Consider the following 25,268-nt stretch of genomic DNA (forward strand, 5'->3'; position numbering starts at 1 on the left):
CTTTTCGCCGATCTGGGCGTGCGGCAGACAGCGGGGTTGCAGATGGTCACTATCCGAGGATTGAAGGAATTGAGGAGGAGTTTAAAAACCTGGTCCGGGTTGAGTCTCCGCTGATCTGGGGGGAGGTGGTTGCCCTGAGCTTTGATCCCGCGGTCCGTATTTCTGACTGGAATTCTCTGCGCAACTATTCGGTCGGTTACCCGGCGGACTGGATGATCTTTTCCAGCCGGACCGGGGACTATGGCCACCCTGCGCCGGTAGAGTTGGAAAGCAATATCCTGAGAATGCTCAAGGCCGGGCGGTTTCAGGTAGCTCTGGTTTGGAAAGAGCTTTTCCGCATATCTTCCGAACAGGAACAAAGCGGATATTCAGGCCTGACAGTGACACCGCTGGAACAGCGGAATGCCTATCTCTATCTGCATAAAAAACACAGCGCTCTGGCCCCTCTTTTGGCAACAGCGCTGGATGACATGCACAGGGATGGCAGCTTCGAGGTCATTTGCCCCTTTTGCAAAGGCCCCAATCAGGACAATTCACAGGTGGAGCGGCGTTTGGCACCATTGTCTGTGCCTCTGCTTTAACGAGACAGGGGGGGCTGTTATTTTCCTGCAGATATTTCCGCGCGTTTCGGGCTGAGGTTTTTTAGGCCGAGGCCCGCTGGCAGGCCTGGCGGGGCGTTTTCCTCGGCCCAGGCAACGGCAAGCTGGTCTGCGGTCAGGCCGTGACAGGTCGTTAGCTGCGCAGCATTGAGTTTTGCTCCCTTCAGGCAGGCGCTGGTCAGGTCTGCTCCCTCAAAAACCGCTCCCGTAAGATCGACATGGGTCAGGTCGGCACCCGTCAGGTCAGCCTGGCTCAGATCGGCCCCGGTCAAATCAGCATGGGAAAGATCCGCGCCCGAGAGGTCTGAAATAATCTGCTGCCCCCTGCTGGTAATATAGGGGCTCAGCCGGGCCTGGGTCAGGTCGGTGTTTTTCAGTTTGGTGTCCTTTAAACTTACGCCCTGCATCAGGGCCTTGTGCAGGTTGACCCGGTTCAGGTTCGAGCCCGTAAAACGCGCCCGGGTCAGAATGCTGTTTTCAAGATTGGTTTCCTGCAGATCAGTGGCACTCAGGTCCATGCCATAGAGATTGGTGAAGCTCCAGTTTCTGGCCCGTTTTGGGATGCTGGCGTGAACCTTGTCTTTATAAAACTGCAGGATCGATCGGGTTTCCAGCCGGGCTTTTTTATACTGGCCGTTTTTCTGTTCCAGCAGGCTGACATCAAAGGAGGCATCAGATGAACTGTCGGGATAGGTAATCTTGCCGCGCTGGGCGCTGATCACCACCAGATACTGATCGAGGATCAGGAAAAAATCTTCCTGGTCAAAGAAGTCTTTCTGCACCCGTTTCCACAGTTGTGACAGGGCAGCCAGCCGCACATGGCTGGCTTCGTGTCCCAGCTGATCGATAATGTTTCGGGTGATCTTGTCCTGCTCGGTACGGGTGTGCTGTCTGCTTTGCCAGTTGACCGCGTAGAAAGTCAGGAAGGCGGCAATGGTTGGCCCCAGAATGATCGCAGCGACGCTGGGCCAGTCGGTATCGGACTGCAGCAGGATACTGTGGTTCTGGATCTCTGTGGGGGCTGAATTCCACTGTCCAGAGATGCCGCCAGCAACGCCTGATGCCGTGTCGGGCAAAATGGCCGGATTTGCTGTCGGGGAAAGCACGGTGCCAAAACCTTCGTTCAGCCCAGCCCGGATCGTGGTAAGGATCTCGCTGGAAAACAGGACCAGAGAAATGGCTCCAATCGCGGCGAGCAGGCCAAGTACAATCAAGGCAAGGGTTTTACACAGCCGGCAAGCGGGGCGTTTTTTCCTGGTCATAAGAGGGTCTCTGGATTTCCGGATGAGATGAAGATTGTGCTTGTTATGATCCTGTTAATATTGAACCTTATAACAAATATTCTGAAATCGTACCTTTCTTTTCACGTTAAGATTGAATGATATTCCGCAAGAGCTAAGATTTGCATTGTAGCCATAAATACCCTGATACAGATATTCCCCGCCATATTTCGGGGCAGAAGCAGAGAAAAAATAAACATGAATATGTTCAGAAAAATATTCGCCTTGCTGGTTTACCTGACCTGCTTTACTGCTGAAGTACAGGCTGAAGAGCAGGCGGATCTTGCCAACCTTATGTCTTATGAGGCGGAGGGCGTCAGCTTTGAGTTCCCCGGGAACTGGCAGGTGGTTGCGGATGAAGAAAGCGACGGAGTGCGCACGCTGTTTATCCAGAGTTCTGGCGATGCCCTGCTTTCGATCACAGTTTTTCCATCAGAATATGCCATGGCCCTGGACGACTACATTGAGCTGGTCATCGCAAATTTTGACAGTGATCCCGCTGCAGGGCGCAGAGACAGGGGCAGCCTCACCGAGCGTGAGCTGAACATCGGTGATCGGGTGGTGGAGGGACGGAGAAATGAATTTATCTTCAGCTTCCTTAGTCTGGAAATCCCGCACACGGCTGACTATTACTATATCGAATCAGATTCCGGCCATCTGGCTGCCCTGACCATGAGCCAGGTTGCGGCTGCTGATCTGGGTAAAGTCGAAGCCGGGTTTCATCATGTTCTCTCTACATTGTCCGTGGAATAATCTTTCGCCAAAAAGCCCAGAGGAAAAACTTAAAGAGAAAACACTGGAGACAATCCTGATTAACGCGGGGATTCTGACGGGGATTCTGAAAGATTGGTTGCCTGACAGAAAAGGGGGCATGATAGGTCACTACAAGCCAGTAGAGGGGAGGAGATGACCGAGGAAGAGAGCAGCACAGCCTTGAACAAAGTGCAAAATTCAGCCAATCATCTCTCCTGTAATCCCGCCAGAAGTCTTTCGGGGGATCTGTCCAGCGATCTTGACCAGACTTTTCGTCGGGCGGAGCATGCCGGGCTGAAGCTGGCGATCATTGGCCGTTCCATTGCACTTGTGGTGCTGGGGGCCGGGCTGGTGTTCTCGCGTCTGGCCAACAATCCGGATGCGGCGATCAACTTTGCTCTTCTGGGCGGAACCTTCCTGTTTCTCGGGCTGCTGCATTACCGGATCATCGGCACGGGTCTGGATCGTTTCTGGGTTAAATATCTTTTTATCACTTTGGATATCGGCATTATCTCTGCCCTGATCGCCACCCAGCCGCTTTTTGCTTCTGCAGATCTTCCGGCAGTGATGATCTTTCGCAGCTCCCTGCTGTCCTACTTTTTTGTCATTCTCGGCATCGCGGCTTTCAGCTTTTCACCCCAGCTGGTGCTCTGGTCGGGGTTTGCCGGCGCAGCTGGATACCTCGGAGCTTTTGCCGCGGTCGCTTCCCGGGACGGAGCGGTTCTCGACTGGTCTGATCTGCCTACGAACCCGACGGCACAAGATGTTATTGACGTGGTGCTCAATCCAGCGTTCGGGGCCATGGGCAGTCGTCTGCAGGAAGCCGTTTTTCTGGTTGTCGTTGCCATGCTGATCGCTATTGTCATGCGCCGGGCTCAGAATACCCTGCGCGAAAAACTCACGGCCGAGCGGGATCGTCAGGAAATCACGGGCATATTCGGCCGCTTTGTGCCCGAGCCCATAGTCGAGGCCCTGATCGCCGATGCGGGCCTGCTGGCCCCGGTCGAGCGCGAGGCAACGATTGTTTTTAGCGATATCGTCGGCTTTACCAGCCTGACCGAGCGTCTGGGGCCGCAAAAGACTGTCGAGGTTCTCAACGATTATTTTGATGCCATGACCGGGATTGTGACGGAAAACAACGGTATCGTCGCCACTTTTCACGGAGATGCCATTCTGGCGATTTTCAATGTGCCGCTGAAAAGCCCGGATCATGCGGACCACGCCTTGCGCGCAGCACAGCAAATGCTGAGGCGGGTTGCAGAAACAGACTTTGCCGGGGAAAACCTTGCCATTCGTATCGGCATCAACAGCGGCCCGGTTATCGCCGGAAATGTCGGGGGCGGTGGACGGCAGAGTTATACCGTTTACGGTGACGCCGTGAACCTCGCCGCCCGCCTCGAAGTTCTGGCCAAGGAAAAAGCTGTCTCGCTACTGCTCTCAGAACACAGTCAGCAACTGCTCAAGGACAAGGCCGGACTGAAGGCAATTGGTACAGCTGCCGTCCGGGGACAGAGCCAGCCGATTACGATCTATACGAACAGCTGGTAGCCATTTCCAAGGGCCGATTTCAGGAAGACAGGGCTTCGTGAATTGTGATATCAAACCTGGCGTATTACCTTGCTTGAGTACGGCAGAATCTATACAAATAGCGATACAGACGTTCTGTCTTTGAACGCTCGGTTGTCGCTTTCGCCATCTCAGTCGTTTTTTCGGTTGTTTTCTTTGTAGTTCACGCGTTTTCTACGACTAAAGATTTCTGCTGTTACCTGCGTCTGTTTTGTTGGTCGCAGGCTGTTGCGATACTCTCTTTTAAAATCTGTTTTCACGACCTCGGCTTGCCTGGTTCATGACTTCTTGTCCGTAGGGCTGGTTCCACCCGGCCCCTTTTCCTGACAGAGAGCGAACCTGCCTGACCCGGTCGTGCCGTGCCTCTCTTGATCTGCCTCTTTTCGCTGAACTGTTCTGTACCACTCCTTAGCAGAGGCAAAGTGTCTTTGCGTCTGGTCCCAATCCAAAATCTGGCACCCGAGGGGCGAGGCAGGCGAGGCGACAAAGACAGGCCGGGAGAAAACAGGCAACCAGATAACAAACCATTGCGGGGCTGTCTCAACGCCGCAATGGATAACCCGCGACAAGGACTGCGCCTTGATCCCCAAGACCAGCACTTGCTGCACTTTCGAAGGTGATCACCATGGGTAAGGGTAATGACAAACGCGGCAATAAAGAAGCAAAGAAACCGAAACAGGTAAAGGTCAAGGTTCTGGCAACCGCAGATTCCGGCGCCAATAAAACACCCCTGAATGTCGGAGCCAAAAAGGGCAAATAACCCAAAGGCTAGATAAAAAGACGAACGAACAAGCCCGGGGCTGTGACGTGATTCCAACGTCCAGCCCCGCTCACCGGGCTTTGCCCAAGGGAACTATCCGTCCTGCTTCTCGAGAGCCGGTACAGCACGTGGAAAATATTCAACAGGGCAGGCCCCGTCGGTGCCCAAATCAGTGAGCCTTCTTATTTTTGTGATCTGGGGTGAGGTTAATTAGCAACCCTTGAATTCTTTCTCAATACATTCACGGGTCATTTTTTTGGCAGTTTCGAGATCATCAGGAGTGAAAAACCTGTTAAAGACATGCTCCATCATGCTCGACACCTTATAGTATTCCGAGGTTGTGGCCGCTACGTTCATCCACATATAAGAGCGGAAAAGATCATACTCAACGCCCTGTCTTTCATAATACATCCAACCTAGCCTGTATTGGGCTGAGGTATAACCCTGTTCTGCGGCAAGGCTGTACCACTTGAAGGCGGTCTCGTAATCCTTCGCGATGACCTGTCCCGTTCTGTACATCTCCCCGAGATAGTTTTGGCTGTTAATGTCACCCTGTTCAGCGCTGAGGGTAAACCATTTGACAGAGGTTTCGCCGTTCTGTGGTACGCCTTGTCCTGCTTCGTACATCAGGCCCAGATATATCTGGGCATTCTGGTCTCCCTGTTTTGCGGCCAGAATAAACCACTTCGCGGCTGTACCATAATCTTGTGTAACACCTTCTCCGTGGTAATAAAGAGTAGCCAGGCTGGACTGGGCTTCTGCATCTCCCTGCTCTGCAAGCGTACTCCATTCCCTGAAGGAGGTGGCGAAATCATTATTCTCATAGGCATCCCACCCTCGCTGAAGCCCATCGGAAAAGGCAGGGAAGGCGAGGCAAATCGAAATGATCAGCGAGGCAAGGAGTACAGCAAACTGTTTCATTTTAAGCCATACCTTTGCAGGAATAGATGAATTTAGTGGCCGGAGGGATAAGAGCCGGGGTTGTTTACAGCTGGGAGTAGCCCTCAGCAGCCCTCAAAGTTGACTTCCTTGCAGTGGGCGGCGAATTTCTCGGCCAGTTCCAGTACGGCGGGGGTCATGTCTTCTTCGAGGGTTTCCTGGGCGACCTTTGCCTTTTCATGTCCGCCGATATCGGCCTGAACCAGCCACATATGGGCACGGAGGAAATCCTGCTCAACGCCATCGCCCTTGATGTACATAATGGCCAGATTGTACTGGGCATAGGCTTTGCCCTGATGTGCTGCAAGGTCGTACCAGTGGGCGGCTGCCTTGTAATCCTGTGGCACACCCTGGCCGCGAAAATAGAGATAACCAAGGCTGGTCTGGCCGGAAGGATCGCCCAGTTCGGCGGCCCGGCGGAACCACTTGGCGGCTTTTACATAATCCCTGGGTACGCCCTGGCCCTGTTCGAAGATGACGCCCAGATTGTGTTGCGCGGTAATATAGTCTTGTTCCGCTGCGCGTGTGTACCATTCGATCGCTGTATTGATATCCCGAGGGACGCCCTGTCCATTCTGATAAAGGATTCCCATCGCATTTTCTAGCTTTGGATCGCCTTGTTCTGCCAGAGGCTGCCATTCAGCAAGAGCCGTTTCAAAATCCCCTTTCTGATAGGCAAGAAGTCCCTTCTGCAAATCGGCTGAAAAAGCCGTTGATGTTGACAGGATAAAGGAAAAGAGCAGGGCTAGAGCCGCGACAGGTTTCATCTGAGTCTCTTGAGATAGGTTTATGGGGTTTTCTGTGCAAGTGCGAGTGCGAGTATATAATGAGAAAATATCCCGTTATGTTTGCAAAGGGCGGAATTTTAGTCAACTAAGGAAAAGATAGATCCCTGGAGGTTATGAGAGAGAATCAACAAGAAGATCACGAAACATGACGGGATAATTTAATGTTCACCTGTGGATAATAAAAAAATTAACACTTATAACTTGTTTTTGTTACCTCTTGTCGCTACCCGTATTCCTTTTGTAGGGGGTATATTATGGGATTACGTCTGTTGGTGGTGTTGCCATTGGTTTTTCTTGCTGCGGCTTGTGCGAATACAAGAGACCCACATACCGTCAGCATAAAACAGGAAAATGATAAACAAATGTCCTGTCAGGATATTCAAACCGAATACAAAACCAATACGGAAGTTGCGGCGAGCAAAATCTCAAAAAATAACTCTGACGACACACAGGATATTATCGTTGGCGGATTGATTTGGCCTGGACTGGCTGACTTTAAAAATGCTGATGGTATCGAGGGGAACGCCTTGCTTGATCGCAATGTGTATTTGCGCGAGCTCGGCACGGCAAGCAACTGTAATGTTGTATCCTGGCCTCTGCAGCCTGTACGGTATGATTAATCCTCTGTTCGATCCTGATCCGTCAGCCGGATAGAGGGTCGGGGGGCGAGGAAAAGAGTGTTTCCTGACAGAAAACCCTGCTTTAAAGCCCTGCCTTTCGGCGGGGTTTTTGCGTTGATCAGAACAGGATAATAAAGGGGGATGCGCTGATGTGATCCTTATGCCCGGATGTCGAACACAGTGGGTGTTTGTGTACTTTGGGCAAAAGATCAGAGAAGCGGGACATTCCAGGAATTTTCAATTCAAATCAGTAAGCTGTTTGAAAAATGGTGCCGTGAGGCGGAATTGAACCGCCGACCCCGTCATTACCAATGACGTGCTCTACCCCTGAGCTACCACGGCCTCGTCTGGACGGGCGTTATATGCCTCTGCCAGCGATCCAATGCAAGTCTTATTTTACGCTTCGGGCAAAAATTTTGATTTTAGACAAAGGCACAGGGAAAGTGTTTTGTCGCTTCCGGTCCTTGGGGCGATTTTTGTTCTCTCTAGTTGCAACAGGACTTGACGAAAGCGGGGGAGATTAGCACTCTGCCGCCATGAACAAAGCATCAGAACCTGGTACAACACCGGAAAACACACCTGAGACCACATCGGAAGCTGTCGAGACAGCTGAGCAGAAAGCCTTGGCCCAACGTACAGAGCATCGGTTGGCCCGCGAGGCCAAGGCTTTGCGCGCGAACCTGCTCAAGCGCAAGAGCCAGATGCGCGAACGCAAATAATTTCCGTAAAACCAAAGTCAGGTATTCGCTTTGCCACAGGTAGCCGAGGTAGCCAAGTTGGTTGAGCTGGCGAAGATATCTGATCAAGTGACTTTCAAAACTGGGGCCTTTAACAAAATCTGTGCTGGCAAGTACTGGTTTGTCATCTTGATCTGATGGTAACACCTTGTTTTTTCTATTCTCCGACTACCTTCCTCGCGATTTCCCCGATTTAACTCCGGGTAGTCCTGATTCGCTTATCTGTCGGTAAAAAGCCAGAAATGTCCTCTTGGGCAATCTTCATTCTTGAGCTTTCAGCCCGGAAACAGTAGAAGGCGTTATAAGGATCTGCCGCCCTGTTCGAATGACTTGTGCGCAGAAAAACTGATCAGCTGTGAAGAGGGAGAGCAAGCCGTGGGAATTATGCCAGACACATGGATTCGTGAGCAGGCCGAAAAACATGGCATGATCGAGCCCTATGTCGAGGCTCAACGCCGCGAGGGGGTGATCTCCTACGGGGTCAGTTCCTATGGTTATGACGCGCGGGTTTCCAGCGAGTTCAAGATCTTTACCAATGTGCACAACGCCCTTGTTGATCCGAAAAATTTTTCCGACCAGAGCTTTGTCGAAAAGAACGATGATGTCTGCATCATCCCGCCAAACTCCTTTGCTCTGGCCCGGACAGTAGAATATTTCCGCATTCCGCGCGATGTGCTGGTAATTTGCCTGGGCAAGTCCACCTATGCCCGCTGCGGTATCATCGTCAACGTCACGCCGCTGGAGCCGGAGTGGGAAGGCCATGTGACGCTGGAGTTTTCCAACACCACGCCGCTTCCGGCAAAGATTTACGCCAACGAAGGCGTCTGCCAGTTTCTCTTCCTCAAGGGCGAGGGCGACTGTGATGTGTCCTATGCAGATCGGGCCGGGAAATACATGAAACAGCGCGGGGTTACCCTGCCGCGTCTGTAAGATAGCCTCGGCTCCTGCTCGTTTTCGGCATCTTTATTGATGTGGCAGAATGATCAGGATATGACTTTTTTGAACAGATCGTCGTCACGATTTGAACAAGAGAAATTATTATTTTTCTCCCTTTAACGGACCTTTAAGCCGGTCCCTTTTGCGGGAGAGTGTCATGGTAATATCGTCGGAATTCATTCGGCAAAGAGAAAGAGCCCTAGGTGACAGGGCAGAGATCAGAACACCTGGAGGCGCAAATATCCTCCAGTTCAGAAATAAGGGTCTGAAAGCTCAGGCTGAAACGGTAAAGACGACGATGGACAAGATCAGAATTCGCGGGGGCAACCCGCTCAATGGTAAAATTCACATCAGTGGCGCCAAGAATGCGGCCTTGCCGCTGATGACGGCGGCGCTTCTGACCGACGAAGTGCTGACGCTGTGTAACCTGCCGCATCTGGCGGATATCACCACGCTGGCCAATCTGCTGTCTCAGCACGGTGCCGAACTGCACATGAACGGTGCGGCAGGCAGCGAAGGCTGTGCCGGACGGGTGCTGGAAATTCACGCCAAAAACATCGCCACGACCCGCGCTCCTTATGATCTGGTGCGCAAGATGCGGGCATCCATTCTGGTGCTTGGTCCCTTGCTGGCCCGCGAAGGCCATGCCGAGGTTTCTTTGCCTGGCGGCTGTGCCATTGGCTCGCGCCCGGTTGATCTGCACCTGCAGGGCATGCAGCAACTTGGTGCCGAAATTGAGTTGAAAGAAGGTTATGTTCACGCCAGAGCGCCCAGAGGGCTGATCGGCGGCGAAGTGGCCTTCCCGAAGGTCTCGGTTGGCGCGACCGAAAACATCATGATGGCGGCGGTTCTGGCCAAGGGCACCACCCGCATGATTAACGCCGCGCGGGAACCCGAAGTGGTTGATCTGGCCGACTGTCTTATTGGTATGGGCGCGCAGATCAGCGGTGCGGGTACAGACTGTATCACCATTGAAGGTGTTGATCGTCTGCACAGCTATACCCACACGGTTGTTCCCGACCGGATTGAAACCGGGACCTATGCCATGGCAGCGGCCATGACTGGGGGGCGGCTGGAATTGATCGGCGCAAGGCCGACACATCTGCGTTCGATGATTGATCAACTGGCCCATGCTGGTGTGATGATCGAGGACAGTGAAAACGGTATGATTGCAAGCCGCGCGGGCAAACGTGTTGTTGGTGTAGACATCATGACCGAACCCTATCCCGGCTATCCGACCGATCTCCAGGCACAGACCATGGCGCTGATGTCGACTGCCGAAGGCGCCTCCATGATTACCGAGACGATTTTCGAGAACCGTTTCATGCATGTGCCCGAACTTTGTCGGATGGGCGCAAACATTACAGTCCACGGTTCTTCGGCGCTAGTGCGCGGGCAGGCCAGACTGACCGGGGCCGAGGTTATGGCGACGGATCTGCGCGCCAGTTTCTCGCTGATCATGGCGGGGCTGGTTGCCGACGGGGAAACTGTGTTAAACCGTGTCTATCATCTTGACCGCGGGTACGAGCGGGTCGAAGACAAGCTGGCAGCCTGTGGTGCCGATATTGAACGGCTCAAGGTGGAATAATCATTGGCCGGGATGATCCCCGGGGTGTATGACTGAAATGTCTTATGCTTCTGTGATGAAACAGGATGAGTAACCAAAGGTGGGGAAGACGGGCATGGCTGAGGGGACAAGACTGAAGATCCGGGCGCAGGATGACGAAGACATCCGGACGCTTTCGGGCCTGCTGCAGGACTCTCTGGTGCCGCTGTGTGATGTTGCCTGGCTGCGTGAGGAAAAGCGCTTTGTCATGGTGGTCAACCGCTTTTGCTGGGAAATGCTGCCGGCCGAGATCCGGGCGCGCGGTTTTTCTGCACCGGACAGCCCTGACGAGATCGTCGCCGCCAAGGAAGAAATCAAAGCTGACAGCAGAGACGACGATGATGACGATGTTGCCTTTGCCGATGTCGCCCCTTTGCCGACGTTTCACCGGGTGAACACCGGACTGTGTTTTGACCGGGTCAAATCCATTCAGGTCAAAAATGTGGATCTGGGGCAGAAGGACGAGATCCTTAACCTGCTGACCATTGCCGCAATCCCGGGGTATATCACTCTGTATTTCTCTGGCGGGGCGGCGATCCGTCTTGTGGTTTCCCAGATCCGCTGTCATATGGATGACCTGAGCGAGCCCTGGCCGACCCTGAACCAGCCGCGCCACGACGTGGAAGACCAGCTTGCTGACGCAGCAGCGGGATTTACAGATCATGGCCAAAATGATCATGGCCAAAATGATCATGGTCTGGGTGCACGCTCCCCGAAAGAAGTGTGACGCTGCCAAACAAGAAAAGATCCCCGATAAAGATCAAGGTAAAAAGTGTAACGAGGTATCTGTACCAGACACTGATTGCCGACAGAAAAACGGAAATAATGCTATGCCCAAGATCGAACCGATGATCCTGGCTGTCCCCAAGGGACGTATTCTCAAGGAACTTTTGCCACTGATGAAAGCTGCCGGGATCGAACCCGAAGCTTCTTTCTTTGATGACAAGTGCCGCCAGCTGCGCTTTGCCACCAATGTTGACTATCTTGAACTGATCCGGGTGCGCAGTTTCGACGTGCCGACCTTTGTCGCCTTTGGCGCCGCCCATCTTGGTGTCGCGGGCAGCGATGTGGTGATGGAGTTTGACTACCCTGAAATCTATGCGCCGGTTGATCTGAAAATTGGTCATTGCCGTATGTCGGTTGCTGCGCCCAAAACCCTGTTGAGAACAGAAGATCCGGCGCAGTGGAGCCACATCCGGGTCGCAACCAAATATCCCAAGATCACCCAGCGCCACTTTGCAGCGCGAGGAGTTCAGGCGGAGTGCATCAAGCTGAACGGTGCGATGGAACTGGCGCCAAATCTGGGGCTGTGTCGTCGCATTGTTGATCTGGTTTCTTCCGGCGCCACGCTGGAAGCCAACGGCCTGGCCGAAGTCGAGAAGATTGCCGAGGTTTCCTCGCGCTTTGTGGTTAACCGTGCGGCCCTTAAAACCCGCCCGTCAGAAATAAACCACTGGATCCGCAGTTTTCAGGAGGCCGTCAATGCCGCGTGAACTCAAGGCAAATGCCGCTGATTTTGAAAACCACTTTCTCGACCTTTTGTCGTCAAAGCGCGAAGCCTCTGTTGATGTGAACGATACCGTTGCGGAAATTCTGGCGGATGTGAAGCAACGTGGTGATACGGCCCTGCTGAACTATACCCGGCGCTTTGATCGTCTGGAGCTGACCGCTGGGGAACTGCGGGTCACTGCTGAGGAGATCAAGGCAGCGGTTGCCGCCTGTGATCCGGCTTCGATTGAGGCGCTGAAGCTGGCAGCGGCAAGGATCACCGATTATCACGCACGTCAGAAACCGGAAGACCTGCGCTATACCGATCCTGTCGGGGTGCAGCTGGGGCATCGCTGGACGGCTGTCGAGGCTGCAGGGCTTTATGTGCCCGGCGGGACGGCAAGTTATCCTTCTTCGGTGTTGATGAATGCGCTGCCAGCCAAGGTGGCCGGGGTTGATCGTCTGGTGATGGTGGTTCCCACACCGGATGGTGTGCTCAATCCTCTGGTTCTGGCGGCGGCTTCTATTGCCGGGGTGGATGAAATCTATCGCATTGGCGGGGCACAGGCGGTAGGTGCACTGGCCTATGGCACCGAAACCATCGATCCGGTTGATATTATTGTCGGGCCGGGTAATGCCTATGTGGCCGCGGCCAAGAAACAGGTCTTCGGCATTGTCGGGATCGACATGATTGCCGGGCCTTCTGAAATTCTGGTTATTGCCGATGGCAAGAACAACCCGCGCTGGATGGCCGCAGACCTGTTGGCCCAGGCCGAGCACGATACCGCTGCCCAGTCGATCCTGATCACTGATGATGCTGATTTTGCCAAGGCAGTCGAGCAGGCGATTGCGATCCATCTCCAGACCCTGTCGCGCAGCGAGATCGCGCGGGAGAGCTGGGAAGATCACGGGGCGATCATTCTGGTTGATGATCTGGAACAGGCGGTGCCTCTGACCAACCGTCTGGCACCGGAGCATCTGGAAATTGCCGTCGACGATCCTGAACCGCTTGCCGCCAAAATTCGCAATGCCGGGGCGATTTTTCTGGGGCGGCATACGGCAGAGGTCATCGGCGATTATGTTGCCGGACCTAACCACGTGCTGCCAACTGCTCGCTCGGCCCGTTTTTCCTCGGGTCTTTCAGTGCTGAATTTCATGAAGCGCACTTCGCTGATCTCCTGTGACGCGGAAAGTCTTAAAGCAATTGGCCCCGCGGCAGTTACCCTGGCCCGGGAAGAAGGTCTGACGGCTCATGCCTTGTCAGTTTCCCTACGGCTGGAAGAATAAACGCAGATATGAAAGTGCCGGGGCAGGGGCATAGATCATGGTATCTGTCCCGGCACTATTTTGCGGCCTTGTTCAGGTATCATAAAGATCACAATGTTAGACTTCTTCACAGAGGCCTTGTCTAACCGGGGCCAGTTCAGCAAAATCATTTGCAGGAATCGCTTTCCGGTAGCTTGATCGGGAACAGCAAGGGGGAGGCCGGATGCAGGATCAGGACGCGCAGAAGAGCAGCCATCACCTTGTCCATATTCATCTGGATGAATTCTCCCTGACTCGCTCAACCCCGGATGTGGAAAAAGAACGGGCGATTGCGGTTTACGATCTGCTGGAACAGAACAGCTTTCGTCCAACGGGTTCGGAAGCAGGGCCCTATAAACTTGATCTGTCTATTGTGGAAAATCGCCTGCTGTTCAAGGTAATGCTGGAAAGCGATGATCCGCTTTGTGAACATATTCTCTCGCTAACGCCGCTGCGCCGGATTATCCGGGACTATTTTTCTGTCTGTGCCACCTATTTCGAGGCGATCAAATCTGCAAGCCCGGCCAAGATTGAAGCCATTGATATGGGGCGGCGGGGCTTGCATAACGAAGGATCTGAAATTCTCCAGCAACGGCTGGACGGTAAAATTGAAATTGATTTCAATACCGCCCGGCGTCTCTTCACCCTGATCTGTGCGCTGCACTACGTTCGGGGCTAGTATCTTGAGCGATCTTCCCGGTGCCGTCCTTTTTGCCTGTACACATAATGCCGTGCGCTCGCCTATGGCCGAAGGGCTGCTCAAACATCTGCTGGGCCACAAAATCTTTGTCGATTCCGTCGGGGTGCGCCCACAGGAAGTTGATGGCTTTGTCATCGAGGTAATGGAGGAAATCGGCGTCGATATTTCCCGTCACCGGGCCAAGGATTTCAATGATCTTGAAGACAGTTCCTTCGATTTGATCATCAGTCTTTCGCCAGAGGCACAGCACTCAGCGGTGGAAATGACCCGGACCATGGCCTGTGATGTGGAATTTTGGCATACCTTTGATCCAGGCCTGATTGAGGGCAGCAGGGAGACCCGTCTGCAGGCCTACCGCCAGGTGCGTGATTTTCTGCGCAAAAAGATCGAAGAGCGATTCACCATGGATCTCAAACCAGTCGTCTGACGTTTTTTTCCTTTACGTTCCTGTCTCCGGTTATTCCCGCTTAACACTCAGCTTTTCAAGTCAGGAGGTGGAGAATTTTTGCTGCTCTTGACATGTTAGGTCGTTTGTCCTAATTTTACTGTAGGGCGCTTGTCCTACACTGAATGCGGAATTTGCTTGATGAACGAAAAAACAACCCGGGATCATATTGTCGAGGCAGCGGACCAGCTGTTCTATCAGCAGGGTTATGAACATACTTCTTTCAAGGATATTGCGGATGCTGTGCAGATCTCGCGCGGCAACTTTTATTATCACTTCAAAACCAAAGACGACATTCTGGATGCTGTAATCGTACTTCGTCTGGCAAGAACCACAGGAATGCTTGATCGGTGGGAGGCCGAGGGCGACAGTCCGGAAGATCGCATCTGCAGCTTTATTCATATCCTGATCATGAACCAGGCCAAGATTATCCTGTATGGCTGCCCGGTAGGGACCCTCAGCGGTGAACTGGCGAAGTTGAATCACAGTGCCCGGGGAGAGGCAAACCAGCTCTTCTCTCTATTCAAAAACTGGCTGCAAAAACAATTTATTCTAATGGGGTGCGGAGAAAAGTCAGAAGATTGTGCCCTGCATCTTCTTGCCCGGAGCCAGGGTGCCGCGACGCTGGCCAATGCTTTTCAGGACGAAGCTTTTATCAAGCGGGAGGTCCGGATGATGATGGACTGGCTGCTGAGCTGCAAGAAGGGCGCACAACAAGTCTCCAGGGATGTGACGCAGCCGCACTAGGTCGAACCAGCGCGCAGATCATCAGGATTTGTCATTAACGGGAGAAAATAGAAAATGTTTATTGTGTTTCTCAGGTTTTCCAGCAGCAAAGCCCGGGCTGGTCAATTTATGGACGGACATAAGGCGTGGATCAAGCGCGGCTTTGATGATGGTGTTTTCCTGGTGGTTGGCAGCCTTCAACCTGAAGCGGGTGGCGGGATCGTGGCCCACAATACTTCCCTGGCGGATCTCGAGAAGCGGGTGAAGGATGATCCTTTCGTCGCAGAGAAAATTGTCTTTGCAGAAATTCACGAGATTACCCCGGCGAAAGCTGATGCCCGCCTGGAATTTCTCCTGTCCTGATCATCCCTCTTGATCACCCCTCTTGATCACCCCTCTTGATCATCCCTCTTGATCACAGGGCCTGATCAGGAGGCAGATCGATACAGTTTTCTTTAGTTCTGATGAAGTGAGACAAGGTTATGAGTACCACGACGATAGGTCCGGATGGCAAAGCGCGCTGTCGCTGGTGTGATGCCGCTCCCGAGTTTTTCCATTATCATGATACCGAATGGGGCTTTCCGGTTACAGAAGATCGCCGTCTGTTTGAAAAGCTCTGCCTTGAGAGTTTCCAGTCTGGTCTGAGTTGGCGCACGATCCTGGCCAAGCGTGAGAACTTCCGGGCTGCGTTCCACAATTTTGATTTCGACAAGATGGCAGAATATGGCCCGGGAGATATTGAGCGGCTGCTTCAGGATGTGGGAATTGTACGTCATCGGGGAAAGATCGAAGCGGTGATAAATAATGCCAGACGGGCGCAGGAGTTGGTCAGGAATGAGGGATCGCTCGCTGCTTTTCTCTGGAGTTACGAGCCGAAACCAGACCAGCTTGTCCAACCGCAGACAGCCTCGACTTCGGCGGAATCAATTGCTCTGTCGAAGGAGCTTAAAAAACGGGGCTGGAAATTTGTCGGCCCAACCACGGTCTATGCCTTTATGCAGGCCATGGGGCTGATCAATGATCATGTCGATGGCTGTATCATGCGAGACAGGATTGAAGCGGCTCGAAGTAATCTTGTTCGCCTGAGGGGGTAGTCTTATTTTTGGGGTGATACCCAGCCAAAGTTTTACCGTACTAAGTTTAAATGGCTATCAGCTTGAGTTGTTTTTCATTTTATGATTGTTTACTCTTTTTTGGGGAGTAGACATGAAGAAAATAGTTCTTTTAGTAGTGATGTCTCTGTTCTTGAGTGCTTGTGTGACAACAAAACAAGCAGCTAAGTACACACAAGGCCAAGAGTTTGAAAATTATATAACAGTCGGGGGTAGTGAAGTGCAGGTGCCACTTCCAGAGGGAAGATGGACTCTCGTTGGTCAAGAACTTACAAAAAATAGTGCGGGGACCCGGTTTCAAAGCCAGATTCTGATTCAGAGCCAAGAAAATGCCTTGAGTAAGTTTGTAGCGATTACTGCCTCGCTGGACCATTCTAAATGGGGATATATGTACAGCGATTTTTGTAATGATAACGAGATGTTATACCGGGAAAAAAACGCAAATTATGACGGTAGTGATCAAGACTGTATAGCCTTGGTGCACTGGACGGTTGTCCCAGGCGACAGCGACGATAAATCCTGGATTGATACCTATGATTTCCTGGATACTAATAATATATCGGTGCCGGTTAATGCTTTAGTTTCTTCATACAGGAAGGTTAGCAAGACACATTATTTATCTATTTCTTATGGTGTGAATCCTGAACTCGACGGCTTCGAAGCTCCTGTCAGTGCTGAATGGGAAATGAGTAAATGGCATAAGAGTAGGTATCGCCGTGATCCTGAAAAACTCAAATATGTTCGCGAGTTGGTTGATTGGACGAAAAACTGGGATGCAAAGGTGAACGCAGGTATCAAGCGTCAATTGGCAGCAAATAATTAAAGCAAGAAAAATGGGATTTAAAAGGGGGGGGAAGCCCCCCTTTATTAATATGGATTTTCTGTAAAATAATAAATTTTCTGTAAAATAATAAAGAGCCTGAGGGAGGGTTTAGTTAACTGTAATTTTGTCTCGTTTTAAAAGAAATCTGGGGAATAGTTTTTATAAGATCAGAATGCTCTGTAAGGCATCGGTGCTAGGTCTAATTCGTGACGGTGCGGGGTGTCTTGCGGGAAGGCGGGAAGTGATCGTGTTTTTCGTAAAGCTGTTCCAGGGTTCCATCGGCTTTGATCATCTGGAAACCTTTATCCAGGCGCTCTGCGATTTCCTGGGCGTCAGGACGGATCCTGCTGATGCCGGGGTGAATGTGTTCCAGATAGAGCGTTTCCAGATAATCAACTTCATTTGCCCTTTCAAGATTTTGGGTTTCCAGCAGCTGGTACCCCATCAAGCGTCCGGTAAAGAGGATGTCAAAACGTTTTTCGATCAGCATTTTCATGCCATCAATCTCTTTGGGGTAGGGGTTTATTCTGATGTCGTCCCCGATCAGACCCTGCAGAATTTCGAAATAGCTGCTGCCTTTGAGCGACCCAAAGCTATAGTCATGTAAGTCTTTGAGCTGGCCCAGCTTGATGCCGCTGTCCTTGCGTACAAAAATGCCGATCTCGATCTCCCAGAAAGCCTGATTGGTATAGGCGATCCAGTTTTTGTTCTCGTTGACATAAGTTGGGCAGGAAATTCCGTCAATTTCGCCCTTTTTGACCCCGGCGATCACCCGGTTCCAGGGCAGGATAAGGTGCTGGACCTGAAGGTCCACTCTTTCTCCCGACAGGGTGATGATTTCACTGAGAAGTCCTCTGTCTCCCCTGGCCTCGTCAATCAGTGGTCTCCAGCTGTTGCATGCCAGGACGAGGGGTTCCGCCTGAGCCGACAGGCTCAGCAGTATTGCCAGTATAAGAGAAGAGGCAAATCGCAGAATCATGGGAACTATTCAGGTTGATGATAAAAAACGCAGTTTAACTATAGATCCATATTACTGAAAAAGAGATTAACAGCTACTGTTTTTGAGAAAAGTTCCCTAGATTTTGCGCGGTTTCTTACGGGGAAAATAAACTGCCCGAAGATTTTTGTCGGGGCGTAATGTCTGATATCCGCTTTGCCAGGAAGGGTGTTTTGAGAAAGGTGAGCGAATTTCGGCGTGTCGCAGTGCAGATAGGAAATTCATGAACAATACTGACTGAGTTCCTCTGGCTGCTCTAATCTCTATAAGTTGTCTGTCTTAAATTGTTTCTGTAGATTTTATTTGCTATCACGCTTACGGGCAGTCGCTGATTGGTGACTTCTCCTTATGGTTCAGCTGTATCTTTTTCACAGATTATGTTCTGTGAACCAGTACATGCAGAAGAACTGATCTTATATCATGCAGGGTCCGAAATTTTCATGCAGCTTGTCACGCGCCACTCTTCTGCTCCTTTTGTTCTCGCTTCCGCTTCTCCCCGCCGTCAGGAACTCCTGTTGCAGATTGGAATCACACCAGATCTGGTCGATCCGGCTGATCTGGATGAAAGCCCCAAAAACCGGGAGCTGCCTGCTGACTATGCCAAGAGGATCTCGCAGGAGAAGGCGGCTGTTGTTGCTGCGCGCCAGGCGGGGGCTTTTGTTCTGGCTGCAGATACAGTTGTCGCTGTTGGTCGCCGGATTTTGCCAAAAGCAGAAAGTGAACAGGAAGCCCGTATGTGCCTGAATCTCCTGTCAGGGCGTCGTCACCGGGTGATGACCGGCCATGTTCTTGTGACGCCGGAAGGACTGGTTCGCCAGCGGCTGGTTCAAACAGCTGTGAGATTCAAACGCCTTCATGCCAGTGAAATCGAGGCCTATATTGACAGCGGTGACTGGCGGGGCAAAGCGGGGGGCTATGCCATCCAGGGCGGAGCAGCGGCTTTTATCCCAGCGATTAACGGCTCCTATACCAATGTGGTCGGGCTGTCGTTACCGGAAGTGACCAGCCTTTTGGTCGGAAACGGATTTTAGGCGGCCCAGGGCCGGGTTGCTACAGACTTAACCGGGAGAGCTCATATGTCTGCGCTGATCTGTATTGATTATCTGCCGGGACTGTTGCGGGCTGCCCGTCTGGAGGATGATCACCTTGAAGATATGCTCATTCTGCGCGATGACCGTCCGGTTTACGTTGGCAACCATTATGATGGGCGCTTGATCTCTCTTGATCGGGGGCTTGATGCTGCTTTTGTTGATATTGGCCTGGATCAACCGGGTTTCCTGCCAATGGGTGAGGTCGCCAGAAGTCTGAAAGCTGACAAGGGGCTTTCCGAAGGTGACTATCTCCGGGTGGAAGTGACTCGGGAGGGCGCGGATGGCAAGGGGGTACGCCTGCGCGCCCGGGGGGATGTGGCGCTTTCCGGGAAAAAGGTTTCTCTGGTGCAGGCCCGTGATCCTCTGGCTGACTGGCTGGGACGGCAAGGGACCTTACCCGAAGAAATTCTTGTGACTGATGCGGGGGTACTCCGACATTTACGCAGGTTGCTGGCAGAGAATGAATCCGGATTTTCGCCAGAAGAGGTAGCGCGCTGCAATCATTGTTTGCAGGCAGACAAGCCGGATCTTTTCGAAACCATGGGGCTTGAGGAAGCGCTGGAAAATCTTTTGCAGGTCGATGTTCCGCTGCCTTCAGGTGGCAGTCTGATCATTGAACAGGGGCGCAGCCTGACCGCGATCGATGTCAATAAAGGCACCATGCAACATAACGGCGGTAGCGAGATATTGCATTTGTTGCTTTGCCAGGAAGCGTCAGTCGAAATCGCTCGACAGTTGCGATTGCGAAATATCGCCGGGCGTATTCTGGTTGACTTTCCCTATCTGAAGGCACCGGAGAGCCGAAAGAAACTCCAGGCTTGTCTCAAGGATGCTTTGAAGCGCGACCCGGTCAGCCATAAACTTTTTCCGCTCTATCTTTCGGGCCTGCAGGAATTGACCCGGAAACGGGCAGGACGGTCGCTCCAGGAACTGTTGCTGTGCCCTGTGGGGATTGGCGGGCTTGGTCATGAACCAGACGCCATGACTGTTGGTTATGCGGCTTTGCGTCGTCTGTGGTGTTCCTGTGCATCGGGCGGGCAGAGAAGGGGCAGTGAGATCTCGGGAGCTAACACTGGCCCGGAATTGGGTGTCGCAGCAGATGTGGCTTTGGCTCTGGAGGAAAGTGCAGCACGCTTTTATGTTGAAGAACGTATTGGCCGGAAAATCAAAATAGAATCACGACCGGCAGAGGTTGAAGGCTTTACAGTTAACATCTGAGCCCTGATAAATATCCAGGAGTGAACCTGTTGAGAATAAACACCGAGAAGTAATATGTCTGATCCCGTATTGAAAAAAGCCCGCTGTCCGATTTGTAAGGGAGAATCTGCTGTTGAATATAAACCCTTTTGTTCCCGACGCTGTGCCGATGTCGATTTGAATCGATGGTTGAGCGAAAGCTATCGGATTCCAACTTCAGAACGGTCGGTTGATTCGGCGGATGACGACGAAATCCTGTGACTTTCCGGCTGCTTAAGGGGTTGAAATAAAGAAAAAACTGTTTTTTGTATTTTTCTTGATAATAGGACTGGACAGGACCTTAATCATTTTCTATAAGCCCTTTCATCGGCGGCCAACAACAACGGTCAGCCCCCGGTGCCCAGATAGCTCAGTTGGTAGAGCAGCGGACTGAAAATCCGCGTGTCGGTGGTTCAAATCCGCCTCTGGGCACCATTTATTCTCCTTACATTTTAAGTTTGAGCTAGATGTTTCCTTTCCGGAAGTCCTGTGAAGATTTTCAGCTGTAATTCTACCGTTTTTCCGATCAAACTTTTCGGTCAATGTCCTTTGCGGACCAGGGTAGAGTGCAGAACTAGAGCCCTTCTATGTCGGTTGGCTATGTTGCTTTGTTTTCTGGAATCTCTTCTGAATCTCTCATGCTTTTTATTCCTTTGTTTTCGCATTTCCTTTAGGTTTTCCGGGTGAAAATTGCTTCGAAATTTTCTCGCGAAATCATGCTTGTCAAATCAGAAATGATCTTGCTGTTTGTCTGGTGACGGGGGGGGATTGTCAGGATGGACCAAGATCTGGCTGGATTGCTTCGGAGCCGAGCAGCCCGAGCTTAACAGCCGAAGCCCTGCAAGAAGTTAAAAAACGCTGTGCATCAGCTTCGCCACTGTGGGGAAGTGTTGATCTTGGTTTTTTCTCGTGAGAATAAGCCTCAAGGCGCTGTTTTCTATGTCATTTTTTTGAGGTTGCGGCTGTTGATTCTGGGGCTGCAACTATAAATGGGTTTTGTGGTGTCGCTGGAAAACTATAAAATTGTGTAAAACTTTATCAGATAACGGTTTTCTTCTTGAGAATTCAGAGTGTTTGACGTACCTTCAGCGGCGAACAAATGTGTTTTTCGTGTTACAGCTGTGATTCTCGTTATTTCAAGATGAGGCGTGTCATGGTGTATCGGGGGAAATGCGACTGTGATTTTTTTGCAACAGATGTGCCTTAATTGGTTGTGGTCCTATAGGATTGTTGACAGTTAGAGGTGCAAGACGTAGAAATATTGCAGTATTCTATTAGGTGGTTGTGAATAGTCATTTATTTGGACGTAGACACAGACGCTGTCACGAACAAGCATTCGGGGGAAAAGTACCAATGCGCCAACTTGGTAAAACCTTGGTTTCGAACTTTAAAACAGCACTGCTCGCCAGTGCTATTGTTCTGCCATCCGTATCAGCCGCACAGGCTGTAACACTTCAAGAAGCAATTACGCAGGCTCTCGCGACAAACCCGGATATCGGTGTTGTTGCCCACAACCGTGAAGCGGTTGATGAGGAGCTTCGTCAGGCTCGTGGTCTCTACCTTCCGCAGATTGACCTTTCTGCTGGTGCGGGTATTGAAAGCAATGACGATTCCACTTCCCGGGCCGGCGGCGGTACTGGTAAGCATGATGTGATCAACCCCACAGACGCTTCCATTACGCTCCAGCAGCGCATTTTTGACGGCTTTGAAGCCGGCAGCACCGTTGATCGTGAAAAGGCGCGTGTCGAATCCGCAGCCAATCGCGTAAACGAAAACGCCGAATTCCTGACGCTGGATGCGATTGGTGCCTATCTTGAAGTTCTGCGCCAGCGTGAACTTGTTGCTCTGGCAACAGAGAACCTGCAGATCCACCTCGACATTGTTGCGAACCTGCAAGAGCGTCTTTCCGGTGGTGGCGGCAGCCGCGCTGATGTGTCCCAGGCTGAAGCTCGTTCTGCCCGGTCACGTAACACGCTGACCACATCCTACAATGATCTCCGTGATGCAGAAGCCAACTATACCCGTATCGTTGGTCACTTCCCGGAAGAGCTGGACACACCTGAAGGTTTCTCTGCCCCGCTTCCTGCGGGTCTTGATGAAGCTGTGGACCTTGCTGTAAGCGACAACCCCACAATTCGTATTTTTGAAGCTGACGTGCGTACAGCAGAAGCTGAAGTAGGACTTTCCGAAGTGCCTTTCTATCCTTCTGTCAACCTGGAAGCTTCTACCGAACATCGTGATGAGTTCGACGCAACACCGGGCAGCTATGAGCAGAACAACTCTGTAATGCTTCGTCTGCGCTGGAACCTGTTCCGTGGCGGCATTGATCGTGCAGCCCGTCAGGAAGCTCTGGCCCGTCTTTCCGAAAGCAAAAACCAGCGTTACAGCTCTGTTGTCGATGCTCAACGTGAAATGCGCCAGTCCTGGTTTGCCCTGGATGCCTCACGCCAGTCCGTAACTGATCTTGCTTCTTCAGTTCAGTACAACACCGAAACCCGCGATGCTTATCGTGAGCAGTTCGATGTTGCTCAGCGGACTTTGCTGGACGTTCTGGATGCTGAAAACGAACTCTTTACTTCTCGTGGACAGCTGATTTCAGCTATGACAAACGAGCAGCTTGCTTCTTATCGTATCCTTGCTCTGAGTGGCCAGTTGATGGCGACACTTGGTGTTGATGCTCCAGAGCAGGCTAATGTTGATCACAAATCCTGGGCAGAAGGCCTGATTGACTGATCAAGCTTCTGTATCTGATATGAAAAGGGCGCTTCGGCGCCCTTTTTTATTTTGTATTCGAAGTTGTTTTTTATTCAAAAACTACTTCAGGTTTTAATTTAAATAGGGAGTGGTTTTGTATTTTCTCTGATTCTGGTGGTGCGGATATTAGGTGGATAAAACTATTTCATGCTACAATTACATGGTGTAATCTTGTATCAGGGAGGAAGTGGCAGTTATCTTTAGCTGTCTCTTTAGAAAATGCACTTGTTATTTGATTGGGATGTTGTATTTCTTAGTGCGAGATGTACAGCGTTTGGTCGCTAGAAGAGATGACGTATGAAAACCGGTCTGGATTCTGAAATGGTTATAGAGGGAGTTGTTAATGATCCTCAGCTGCAAGATGCTGATGATTTCTTTTTCACGCCCTTTGAAGCTGTTTTTGATGACGAGGATGAGGTTGTGGCGCTTCATCTCGATGACCTTCTGCCGGACGATTCCGGCGCTGTGGTTCTCTTTGCCGGTGAGGGGCAGCCTGTGTACCTGGAAACACTGGATATGGTTGTGCACAGCGGTATTTCCCACGAGCATGTCACGGCTTCCGGTGTGGATGTGACGGGCCTGCATGTTTATAATTTTGCCAGCGGCCTTACGCTTTATAGCGAGAGCGAAGTTATTATCCAGACGGAACGTTAAATTCCTTTCTTTTGATTGGAAGCGGTCAAAAGAAAACGCGACAATCCAAACAGCTAAAACGCTTTTCCCGAGACGATTTGTTTAGCCGTCCAGAATTTTTTTGTGGGCCGCCATTGGCATTGCCTGGTATCAGGTGTCTGCAGTACTTTCCTCAGGGAGAGAAACCTCTTCCTCGGGCTTTTGGGCAAGGGGCTTCCTGCTGATTGCCATGCGCGGTGTGCTGGCGACCCAGATCACCATATACTGCTTTTTGTGATTGTGGATGCTGGCCTTGACCAGCCGGGCCTGAGCGGTGATGACCTTGCCCGGGATCATTCTGATGATGCGGGCATCGAGATTGCGCAGCCGGGATTCCTGGAGATCCTTTACATTCTCCAGAAAGGGGCCTTTGCTGCGCAGCTGGAAGAGGCGGGTGATGTTCGCGCCTTCAATGCCGATATTGTTTTCCCCGAGCCAGTTGTAAAAAGCACTGTTGCAGGAAACGATGGTCAGATCCTCGGACAGCAGTGCAGCCGGACTGGGGCTGGCATCAAGCAGGGAAAGAATGATGCTCTTGTTGGGGTCAATTTCGGCCCCGGCCAGTCGCCGTTCGCTGGAAATCATACAGAAAACCCGGAGAAACGAAGAAAAATTCGGCCCTTGATAAATCAATTCAAGCTTGCCGATAAATTTCCCGAGTTTAAGCCCGTGTTCAACAGCGGCCTGTTCCAGCGCGCGCCAGAAGACCGGCTCGAGCCGGATCGAGTAGCGCTTCTTGTTATATTGAACAACGCGGGCTCTGGGGGCCTGGTCGGCAAAGTTTACAGGGAGTATTGATCTGGGCATAATTTGTTCGGTCTTTGCAGGGGCTCCGGGGTTCTGGCTGTTGTCTTCGAGCTTTTGACTGTTCTCTGTACAAGTTCCTCTGATGTTCCTTTGTGAGGACTGTATGGGATCAGGGCAGCAGAATCTCGTCATTGTCCCCGACAATGTTCCCCAGATCGGTAAGCTTGCTCCGGAGGGAGTAGCGTGTGGCCAGTTTGCGCTGGGCGGCTTTGGGAAGATCAGTCATCATTATCACGCGTTTGTCGATCAGCGTGGCAATCAGATCCTCAAGAACACGGATCATTTCCATGTCACTTTGAGCAAGTTCCTGCTGGATAACTTCGCTGTGTTCTTCTACCTGTTCTCCGACATTCTGGATGAACTCTGCCACCTCGGGTGCATCAGCATCAATATATTCCCGGGCGCCTTCTTTCGTATCTTCAAACAGGCCGGTGATCATTCCGTCCGCAGATCGTGATACATATGGCATGATATCTCCTTCGAGGCTGGCTTGCACAAGTCAGTTAGTGAGCCTGTTTACAATAAACT

At 51.7% G+C, this 25,268-nt stretch carries 29 protein-coding genes and 2 tRNA genes; 23 read left to right on the top strand and 8 right to left on the bottom strand.

Features of this window, described 5'->3' with window-relative positions:
• A partial coding sequence (locus B152_RS0108785) for a hypothetical protein (protein WP_020592040.1) occupies positions 1-581 on the top strand: 581 nt, incomplete at its 5' end.
• A 17-nt stretch (positions 582-598) separates the two neighbouring features.
• On the opposite strand, the gene B152_RS25240 is transcribed toward B152_RS0108785, so the two are convergent.
• Positions 599-1,861, bottom strand: a complete 1,263-nt coding sequence (locus B152_RS25240; protein WP_020592041.1) for a pentapeptide repeat-containing protein — start codon at positions 1,859-1,861, stop codon at positions 599-601.
• Positions 1,862-2,077: 216 nt separating this feature from the next.
• On the opposite strand from B152_RS25240, the gene B152_RS0108795 reads away from it, so the two are divergent.
• Entirely contained in the window at positions 2,078-2,632 is a 555-nt protein-coding gene (locus tag B152_RS0108795; RefSeq protein ID WP_020592042.1) for a hypothetical protein, read from the top strand.
• Between the two features lie 153 nt (positions 2,633-2,785).
• Positions 2,786-4,180 carry an adenylate/guanylate cyclase domain-containing protein gene (locus tag B152_RS25245; protein ID WP_020592043.1) on the top strand — a complete coding sequence of 465 codons (1,395 nt, stop codon included), beginning with the start codon at positions 2,786-2,788 and terminating at the stop codon, positions 4,178-4,180.
• Positions 4,181-4,476: 296 nt separating this feature from the next.
• Here the strand turns inward: B152_RS25245 and B152_RS0108805 are convergent, their stop codons facing one another.
• Positions 4,477-4,797 carry a hypothetical protein gene (locus B152_RS0108805; protein WP_157231000.1) on the bottom strand — a complete coding sequence of 107 codons (321 nt, stop codon included), beginning with the start codon at positions 4,795-4,797 and terminating at the stop codon, positions 4,477-4,479.
• Between the two features lie 26 nt (positions 4,798-4,823).
• Here B152_RS0108805 and B152_RS26535 point away from each other — a divergent pair, with 26 nt between their 5' ends.
• The gene (locus B152_RS26535; protein WP_020592045.1) at positions 4,824-4,958 is read left to right on the top strand and encodes a hypothetical protein; all 135 of its coding nucleotides are present in this window, start codon (positions 4,824-4,826) and stop codon (positions 4,956-4,958) included.
• Positions 4,959-5,168: 210 nt separating this feature from the next.
• Here the strand turns inward: B152_RS26535 and B152_RS0108815 are convergent, their stop codons facing one another.
• Together B152_RS0108815 and B152_RS0108820 are read right to left on the bottom strand one after the other, a co-directional pair.
• Positions 5,169-5,879: a tetratricopeptide repeat protein gene (locus tag B152_RS0108815; protein ID WP_020592046.1), complete on the bottom strand. Its 711-nt coding sequence runs from the start codon at positions 5,877-5,879 to the stop codon at positions 5,169-5,171.
• An 83-nt stretch (positions 5,880-5,962) separates the two neighbouring features.
• A complete protein-coding gene (locus tag B152_RS0108820; protein ID WP_020592047.1) occupies positions 5,963-6,664 on the bottom strand; it encodes a tetratricopeptide repeat protein in 702 nt (233 codons plus the stop codon).
• A 275-nt stretch (positions 6,665-6,939) separates the two neighbouring features.
• On the opposite strand from B152_RS0108820, the gene B152_RS0108825 reads away from it, so the two are divergent.
• Positions 6,940-7,305 carry a hypothetical protein gene (locus tag B152_RS0108825; protein WP_157231001.1) on the top strand — a complete coding sequence of 122 codons (366 nt, stop codon included), beginning with the start codon at positions 6,940-6,942 and terminating at the stop codon, positions 7,303-7,305.
• Between the two features lie 267 nt (positions 7,306-7,572).
• Here the strand turns inward: B152_RS0108825 and B152_RS0108830 are convergent.
• A tRNA-Thr gene (locus B152_RS0108830) sits at positions 7,573-7,647 on the bottom strand.
• A 194-nt stretch (positions 7,648-7,841) separates the two neighbouring features.
• Here B152_RS0108830 and B152_RS0108835 point away from each other — a divergent pair.
• The 12 genes from B152_RS0108835 (at position 7,842) to B152_RS0108895 (ending at position 17,183) form a co-directional block, all read left to right on the top strand.
• Complete coding sequence (locus B152_RS0108835) at positions 7,842-8,024, top strand: hypothetical protein (RefSeq protein WP_020592049.1); 183 nt, start codon at positions 7,842-7,844, stop codon at positions 8,022-8,024.
• Positions 8,025-8,417: 393 nt separating this feature from the next.
• Positions 8,418-8,972 (top strand): dCTP deaminase, encoded by a 555-nt coding sequence (gene dcd, locus B152_RS0108845; protein WP_026261408.1) that lies wholly within the window; start codon positions 8,418-8,420, stop codon positions 8,970-8,972.
• Between the two features lie 304 nt (positions 8,973-9,276).
• Positions 9,277-10,566, top strand: a complete 1,290-nt coding sequence (gene murA, locus B152_RS0108850; RefSeq protein WP_026261409.1) for a UDP-N-acetylglucosamine 1-carboxyvinyltransferase — start codon at positions 9,277-9,279, stop codon at positions 10,564-10,566.
• 94 nt (positions 10,567-10,660) lie between these two features.
• Complete coding sequence (locus B152_RS25250) at positions 10,661-11,311, top strand: DUF2948 family protein (RefSeq protein WP_020592053.1); 651 nt, start codon at positions 10,661-10,663, stop codon at positions 11,309-11,311.
• Between the two features lie 103 nt (positions 11,312-11,414).
• On the top strand, positions 11,415-12,077 hold the full coding sequence (gene hisG / locus B152_RS0108860) for an ATP phosphoribosyltransferase (RefSeq protein WP_020592054.1): 663 nt from the start codon (positions 11,415-11,417) through the stop codon (positions 12,075-12,077).
• On the top strand, positions 12,067-13,359 hold the full coding sequence (gene hisD, locus B152_RS0108865) for a histidinol dehydrogenase (protein WP_020592055.1): 1,293 nt from the start codon (positions 12,067-12,069) through the stop codon (positions 13,357-13,359). Before hisG ends, hisD begins: the two co-directional genes overlap by 11 nt.
• 202 nt (positions 13,360-13,561) lie before the next feature.
• Positions 13,562-14,056: a UPF0262 family protein gene (locus B152_RS0108870; protein ID WP_020592056.1), complete on the top strand. Its 495-nt coding sequence runs from the start codon at positions 13,562-13,564 to the stop codon at positions 14,054-14,056.
• 4 nt (positions 14,057-14,060) lie between these two features.
• Complete coding sequence (locus B152_RS0108875) at positions 14,061-14,504, top strand: arsenate-mycothiol transferase ArsC (protein ID WP_020592057.1); 444 nt, start codon at positions 14,061-14,063, stop codon at positions 14,502-14,504.
• Positions 14,505-14,663: 159 nt separating this feature from the next.
• The gene (locus B152_RS0108880) at positions 14,664-15,269 is read left to right on the top strand and encodes a TetR/AcrR family transcriptional regulator (protein ID WP_020592058.1); all 606 of its coding nucleotides are present in this window, start codon (positions 14,664-14,666) and stop codon (positions 15,267-15,269) included.
• A gap of 54 nt (positions 15,270-15,323) precedes the next feature.
• Positions 15,324-15,611 (top strand): YciI family protein, encoded by a 288-nt coding sequence (locus B152_RS0108885; RefSeq protein WP_020592059.1) that lies wholly within the window; start codon positions 15,324-15,326, stop codon positions 15,609-15,611.
• 119 nt (positions 15,612-15,730) lie between these two features.
• Entirely contained in the window at positions 15,731-16,342 is a 612-nt protein-coding gene (locus B152_RS0108890; RefSeq protein ID WP_020592060.1) for a DNA-3-methyladenine glycosylase I, read from the top strand.
• A gap of 112 nt (positions 16,343-16,454) precedes the next feature.
• Entirely contained in the window at positions 16,455-17,183 is a 729-nt protein-coding gene (locus B152_RS0108895; protein WP_020592061.1) for a hypothetical protein, read from the top strand.
• Between the two features lie 199 nt (positions 17,184-17,382).
• On the opposite strand, the gene B152_RS0108900 is transcribed toward B152_RS0108895, so the two are convergent.
• On the bottom strand, positions 17,383-18,162 hold the full coding sequence (locus B152_RS0108900) for a substrate-binding periplasmic protein (RefSeq protein ID WP_020592062.1): 780 nt from the start codon (positions 18,160-18,162) through the stop codon (positions 17,383-17,385).
• A gap of 458 nt (positions 18,163-18,620) precedes the next feature.
• On the opposite strand from B152_RS0108900, the gene B152_RS0108905 reads away from it, so the two are divergent.
• From B152_RS0108905 to B152_RS0108935, 6 genes are all read left to right on the top strand, one after another.
• A complete protein-coding gene (locus B152_RS0108905) occupies positions 18,621-19,211 on the top strand; it encodes a Maf family protein (protein WP_033405949.1) in 591 nt (196 codons plus the stop codon).
• Between the two features lie 45 nt (positions 19,212-19,256).
• A complete protein-coding gene (locus tag B152_RS0108910) occupies positions 19,257-20,489 on the top strand; it encodes a ribonuclease E/G (RefSeq protein ID WP_020592064.1) in 1,233 nt (410 codons plus the stop codon).
• 54 nt (positions 20,490-20,543) lie between these two features.
• Positions 20,544-20,729, top strand: a complete 186-nt coding sequence (locus B152_RS0108915; protein WP_020592065.1) for a DNA gyrase inhibitor YacG — start codon at positions 20,544-20,546, stop codon at positions 20,727-20,729.
• A 137-nt stretch (positions 20,730-20,866) separates the two neighbouring features.
• A tRNA-Phe gene (locus B152_RS0108920) sits at positions 20,867-20,942 on the top strand.
• Positions 20,943-21,860: 918 nt separating this feature from the next.
• Positions 21,861-23,240 carry a TolC family outer membrane protein gene (locus B152_RS0108930; RefSeq protein WP_020592066.1) on the top strand — a complete coding sequence of 460 codons (1,380 nt, stop codon included), beginning with the start codon at positions 21,861-21,863 and terminating at the stop codon, positions 23,238-23,240.
• Positions 23,241-23,558: 318 nt separating this feature from the next.
• Positions 23,559-23,915 carry a hypothetical protein gene (locus B152_RS0108935; protein WP_020592067.1) on the top strand — a complete coding sequence of 119 codons (357 nt, stop codon included), beginning with the start codon at positions 23,559-23,561 and terminating at the stop codon, positions 23,913-23,915.
• A gap of 129 nt (positions 23,916-24,044) precedes the next feature.
• Here B152_RS0108935 and B152_RS23090 read toward each other — a convergent pair whose 3' ends face one another.
• Together B152_RS23090 and B152_RS0108945 are read right to left on the bottom strand one after the other, a co-directional pair.
• Entirely contained in the window at positions 24,045-24,740 is a 696-nt protein-coding gene (locus B152_RS23090) for a ribbon-helix-helix domain-containing protein (protein WP_020592068.1), read from the bottom strand.
• Between the two features lie 109 nt (positions 24,741-24,849).
• Positions 24,850-25,209, bottom strand: coding sequence for a hypothetical protein (locus B152_RS0108945; RefSeq protein WP_020592069.1), 360 nt, complete (start codon positions 25,207-25,209; stop codon positions 24,850-24,852).
• Positions 25,210-25,268: the final 59 nt, after the last annotated feature.

It is taken from the genome of Kiloniella laminariae DSM 19542, assembly GCF_000374005.1.
In the GTDB taxonomy this organism is placed as follows: domain Bacteria; phylum Pseudomonadota; class Alphaproteobacteria; order Kiloniellales; family Kiloniellaceae; genus Kiloniella; species Kiloniella laminariae.

Bases quoted from the DNA above. Each gene is read 5' to 3' on its own strand.
- B152_RS25240 (WP_020592041.1), bottom strand. From the start codon at position 1,861: ATGACCAGGAAAAAACGCCCCGCTTGCCGGCTGTGTAAAACCCTTGCC.
- B152_RS0108795 (WP_020592042.1), top strand. From the start codon at position 2,078: ATGAATATGTTCAGAAAAATATTCGCCTTGCTGGTTTACCTGACCTGC.
- B152_RS25245 (WP_020592043.1), top strand. From the start codon at position 2,786: ATGACCGAGGAAGAGAGCAGCACAGCCTTGAACAAAGTGCAAAATTCA.
- B152_RS26535 (WP_020592045.1), top strand. From the start codon at position 4,824: ATGGGTAAGGGTAATGACAAACGCGGCAATAAAGAAGCAAAGAAACCG.
- B152_RS0108815 (WP_020592046.1), bottom strand. From the start codon at position 5,879: ATGAAACAGTTTGCTGTACTCCTTGCCTCGCTGATCATTTCGATTTGC.
- B152_RS0108820 (WP_020592047.1), bottom strand. From the start codon at position 6,664: ATGAAACCTGTCGCGGCTCTAGCCCTGCTCTTTTCCTTTATCCTGTCA.
- B152_RS0108825 (WP_157231001.1), top strand. From the start codon at position 6,940: ATGGGATTACGTCTGTTGGTGGTGTTGCCATTGGTTTTTCTTGCTGCG.
- B152_RS0108835 (WP_020592049.1), top strand. From the start codon at position 7,842: ATGAACAAAGCATCAGAACCTGGTACAACACCGGAAAACACACCTGAG.
- murA (WP_026261409.1), top strand. From the start codon at position 9,277: ATGGACAAGATCAGAATTCGCGGGGGCAACCCGCTCAATGGTAAAATT.
- B152_RS25250 (WP_020592053.1), top strand. From the start codon at position 10,661: ATGGCTGAGGGGACAAGACTGAAGATCCGGGCGCAGGATGACGAAGAC.
- hisG (WP_020592054.1), top strand. From the start codon at position 11,415: ATGCCCAAGATCGAACCGATGATCCTGGCTGTCCCCAAGGGACGTATT.
- hisD (WP_020592055.1), top strand. From the start codon at position 12,067: ATGCCGCGTGAACTCAAGGCAAATGCCGCTGATTTTGAAAACCACTTT.
- B152_RS0108870 (WP_020592056.1), top strand. From the start codon at position 13,562: ATGCAGGATCAGGACGCGCAGAAGAGCAGCCATCACCTTGTCCATATT.
- B152_RS0108880 (WP_020592058.1), top strand. From the start codon at position 14,664: ATGAACGAAAAAACAACCCGGGATCATATTGTCGAGGCAGCGGACCAG.
- B152_RS0108885 (WP_020592059.1), top strand. From the start codon at position 15,324: ATGTTTATTGTGTTTCTCAGGTTTTCCAGCAGCAAAGCCCGGGCTGGT.
- B152_RS0108890 (WP_020592060.1), top strand. From the start codon at position 15,731: ATGAGTACCACGACGATAGGTCCGGATGGCAAAGCGCGCTGTCGCTGG.
- B152_RS0108895 (WP_020592061.1), top strand. From the start codon at position 16,455: ATGAAGAAAATAGTTCTTTTAGTAGTGATGTCTCTGTTCTTGAGTGCT.
- B152_RS0108900 (WP_020592062.1), bottom strand. From the start codon at position 18,162: ATGATTCTGCGATTTGCCTCTTCTCTTATACTGGCAATACTGCTGAGC.
- B152_RS0108905 (WP_033405949.1), top strand. From the start codon at position 18,621: ATGCAGCTTGTCACGCGCCACTCTTCTGCTCCTTTTGTTCTCGCTTCC.
- B152_RS0108910 (WP_020592064.1), top strand. From the start codon at position 19,257: ATGTCTGCGCTGATCTGTATTGATTATCTGCCGGGACTGTTGCGGGCT.
- B152_RS0108915 (WP_020592065.1), top strand. From the start codon at position 20,544: ATGTCTGATCCCGTATTGAAAAAAGCCCGCTGTCCGATTTGTAAGGGA.
- B152_RS0108930 (WP_020592066.1), top strand. From the start codon at position 21,861: ATGCGCCAACTTGGTAAAACCTTGGTTTCGAACTTTAAAACAGCACTG.
- B152_RS0108935 (WP_020592067.1), top strand. From the start codon at position 23,559: ATGAAAACCGGTCTGGATTCTGAAATGGTTATAGAGGGAGTTGTTAAT.
- B152_RS23090 (WP_020592068.1), bottom strand. From the start codon at position 24,740: ATGCCCAGATCAATACTCCCTGTAAACTTTGCCGACCAGGCCCCCAGA.
- B152_RS0108945 (WP_020592069.1), bottom strand. From the start codon at position 25,209: ATGCCATATGTATCACGATCTGCGGACGGAATGATCACCGGCCTGTTT.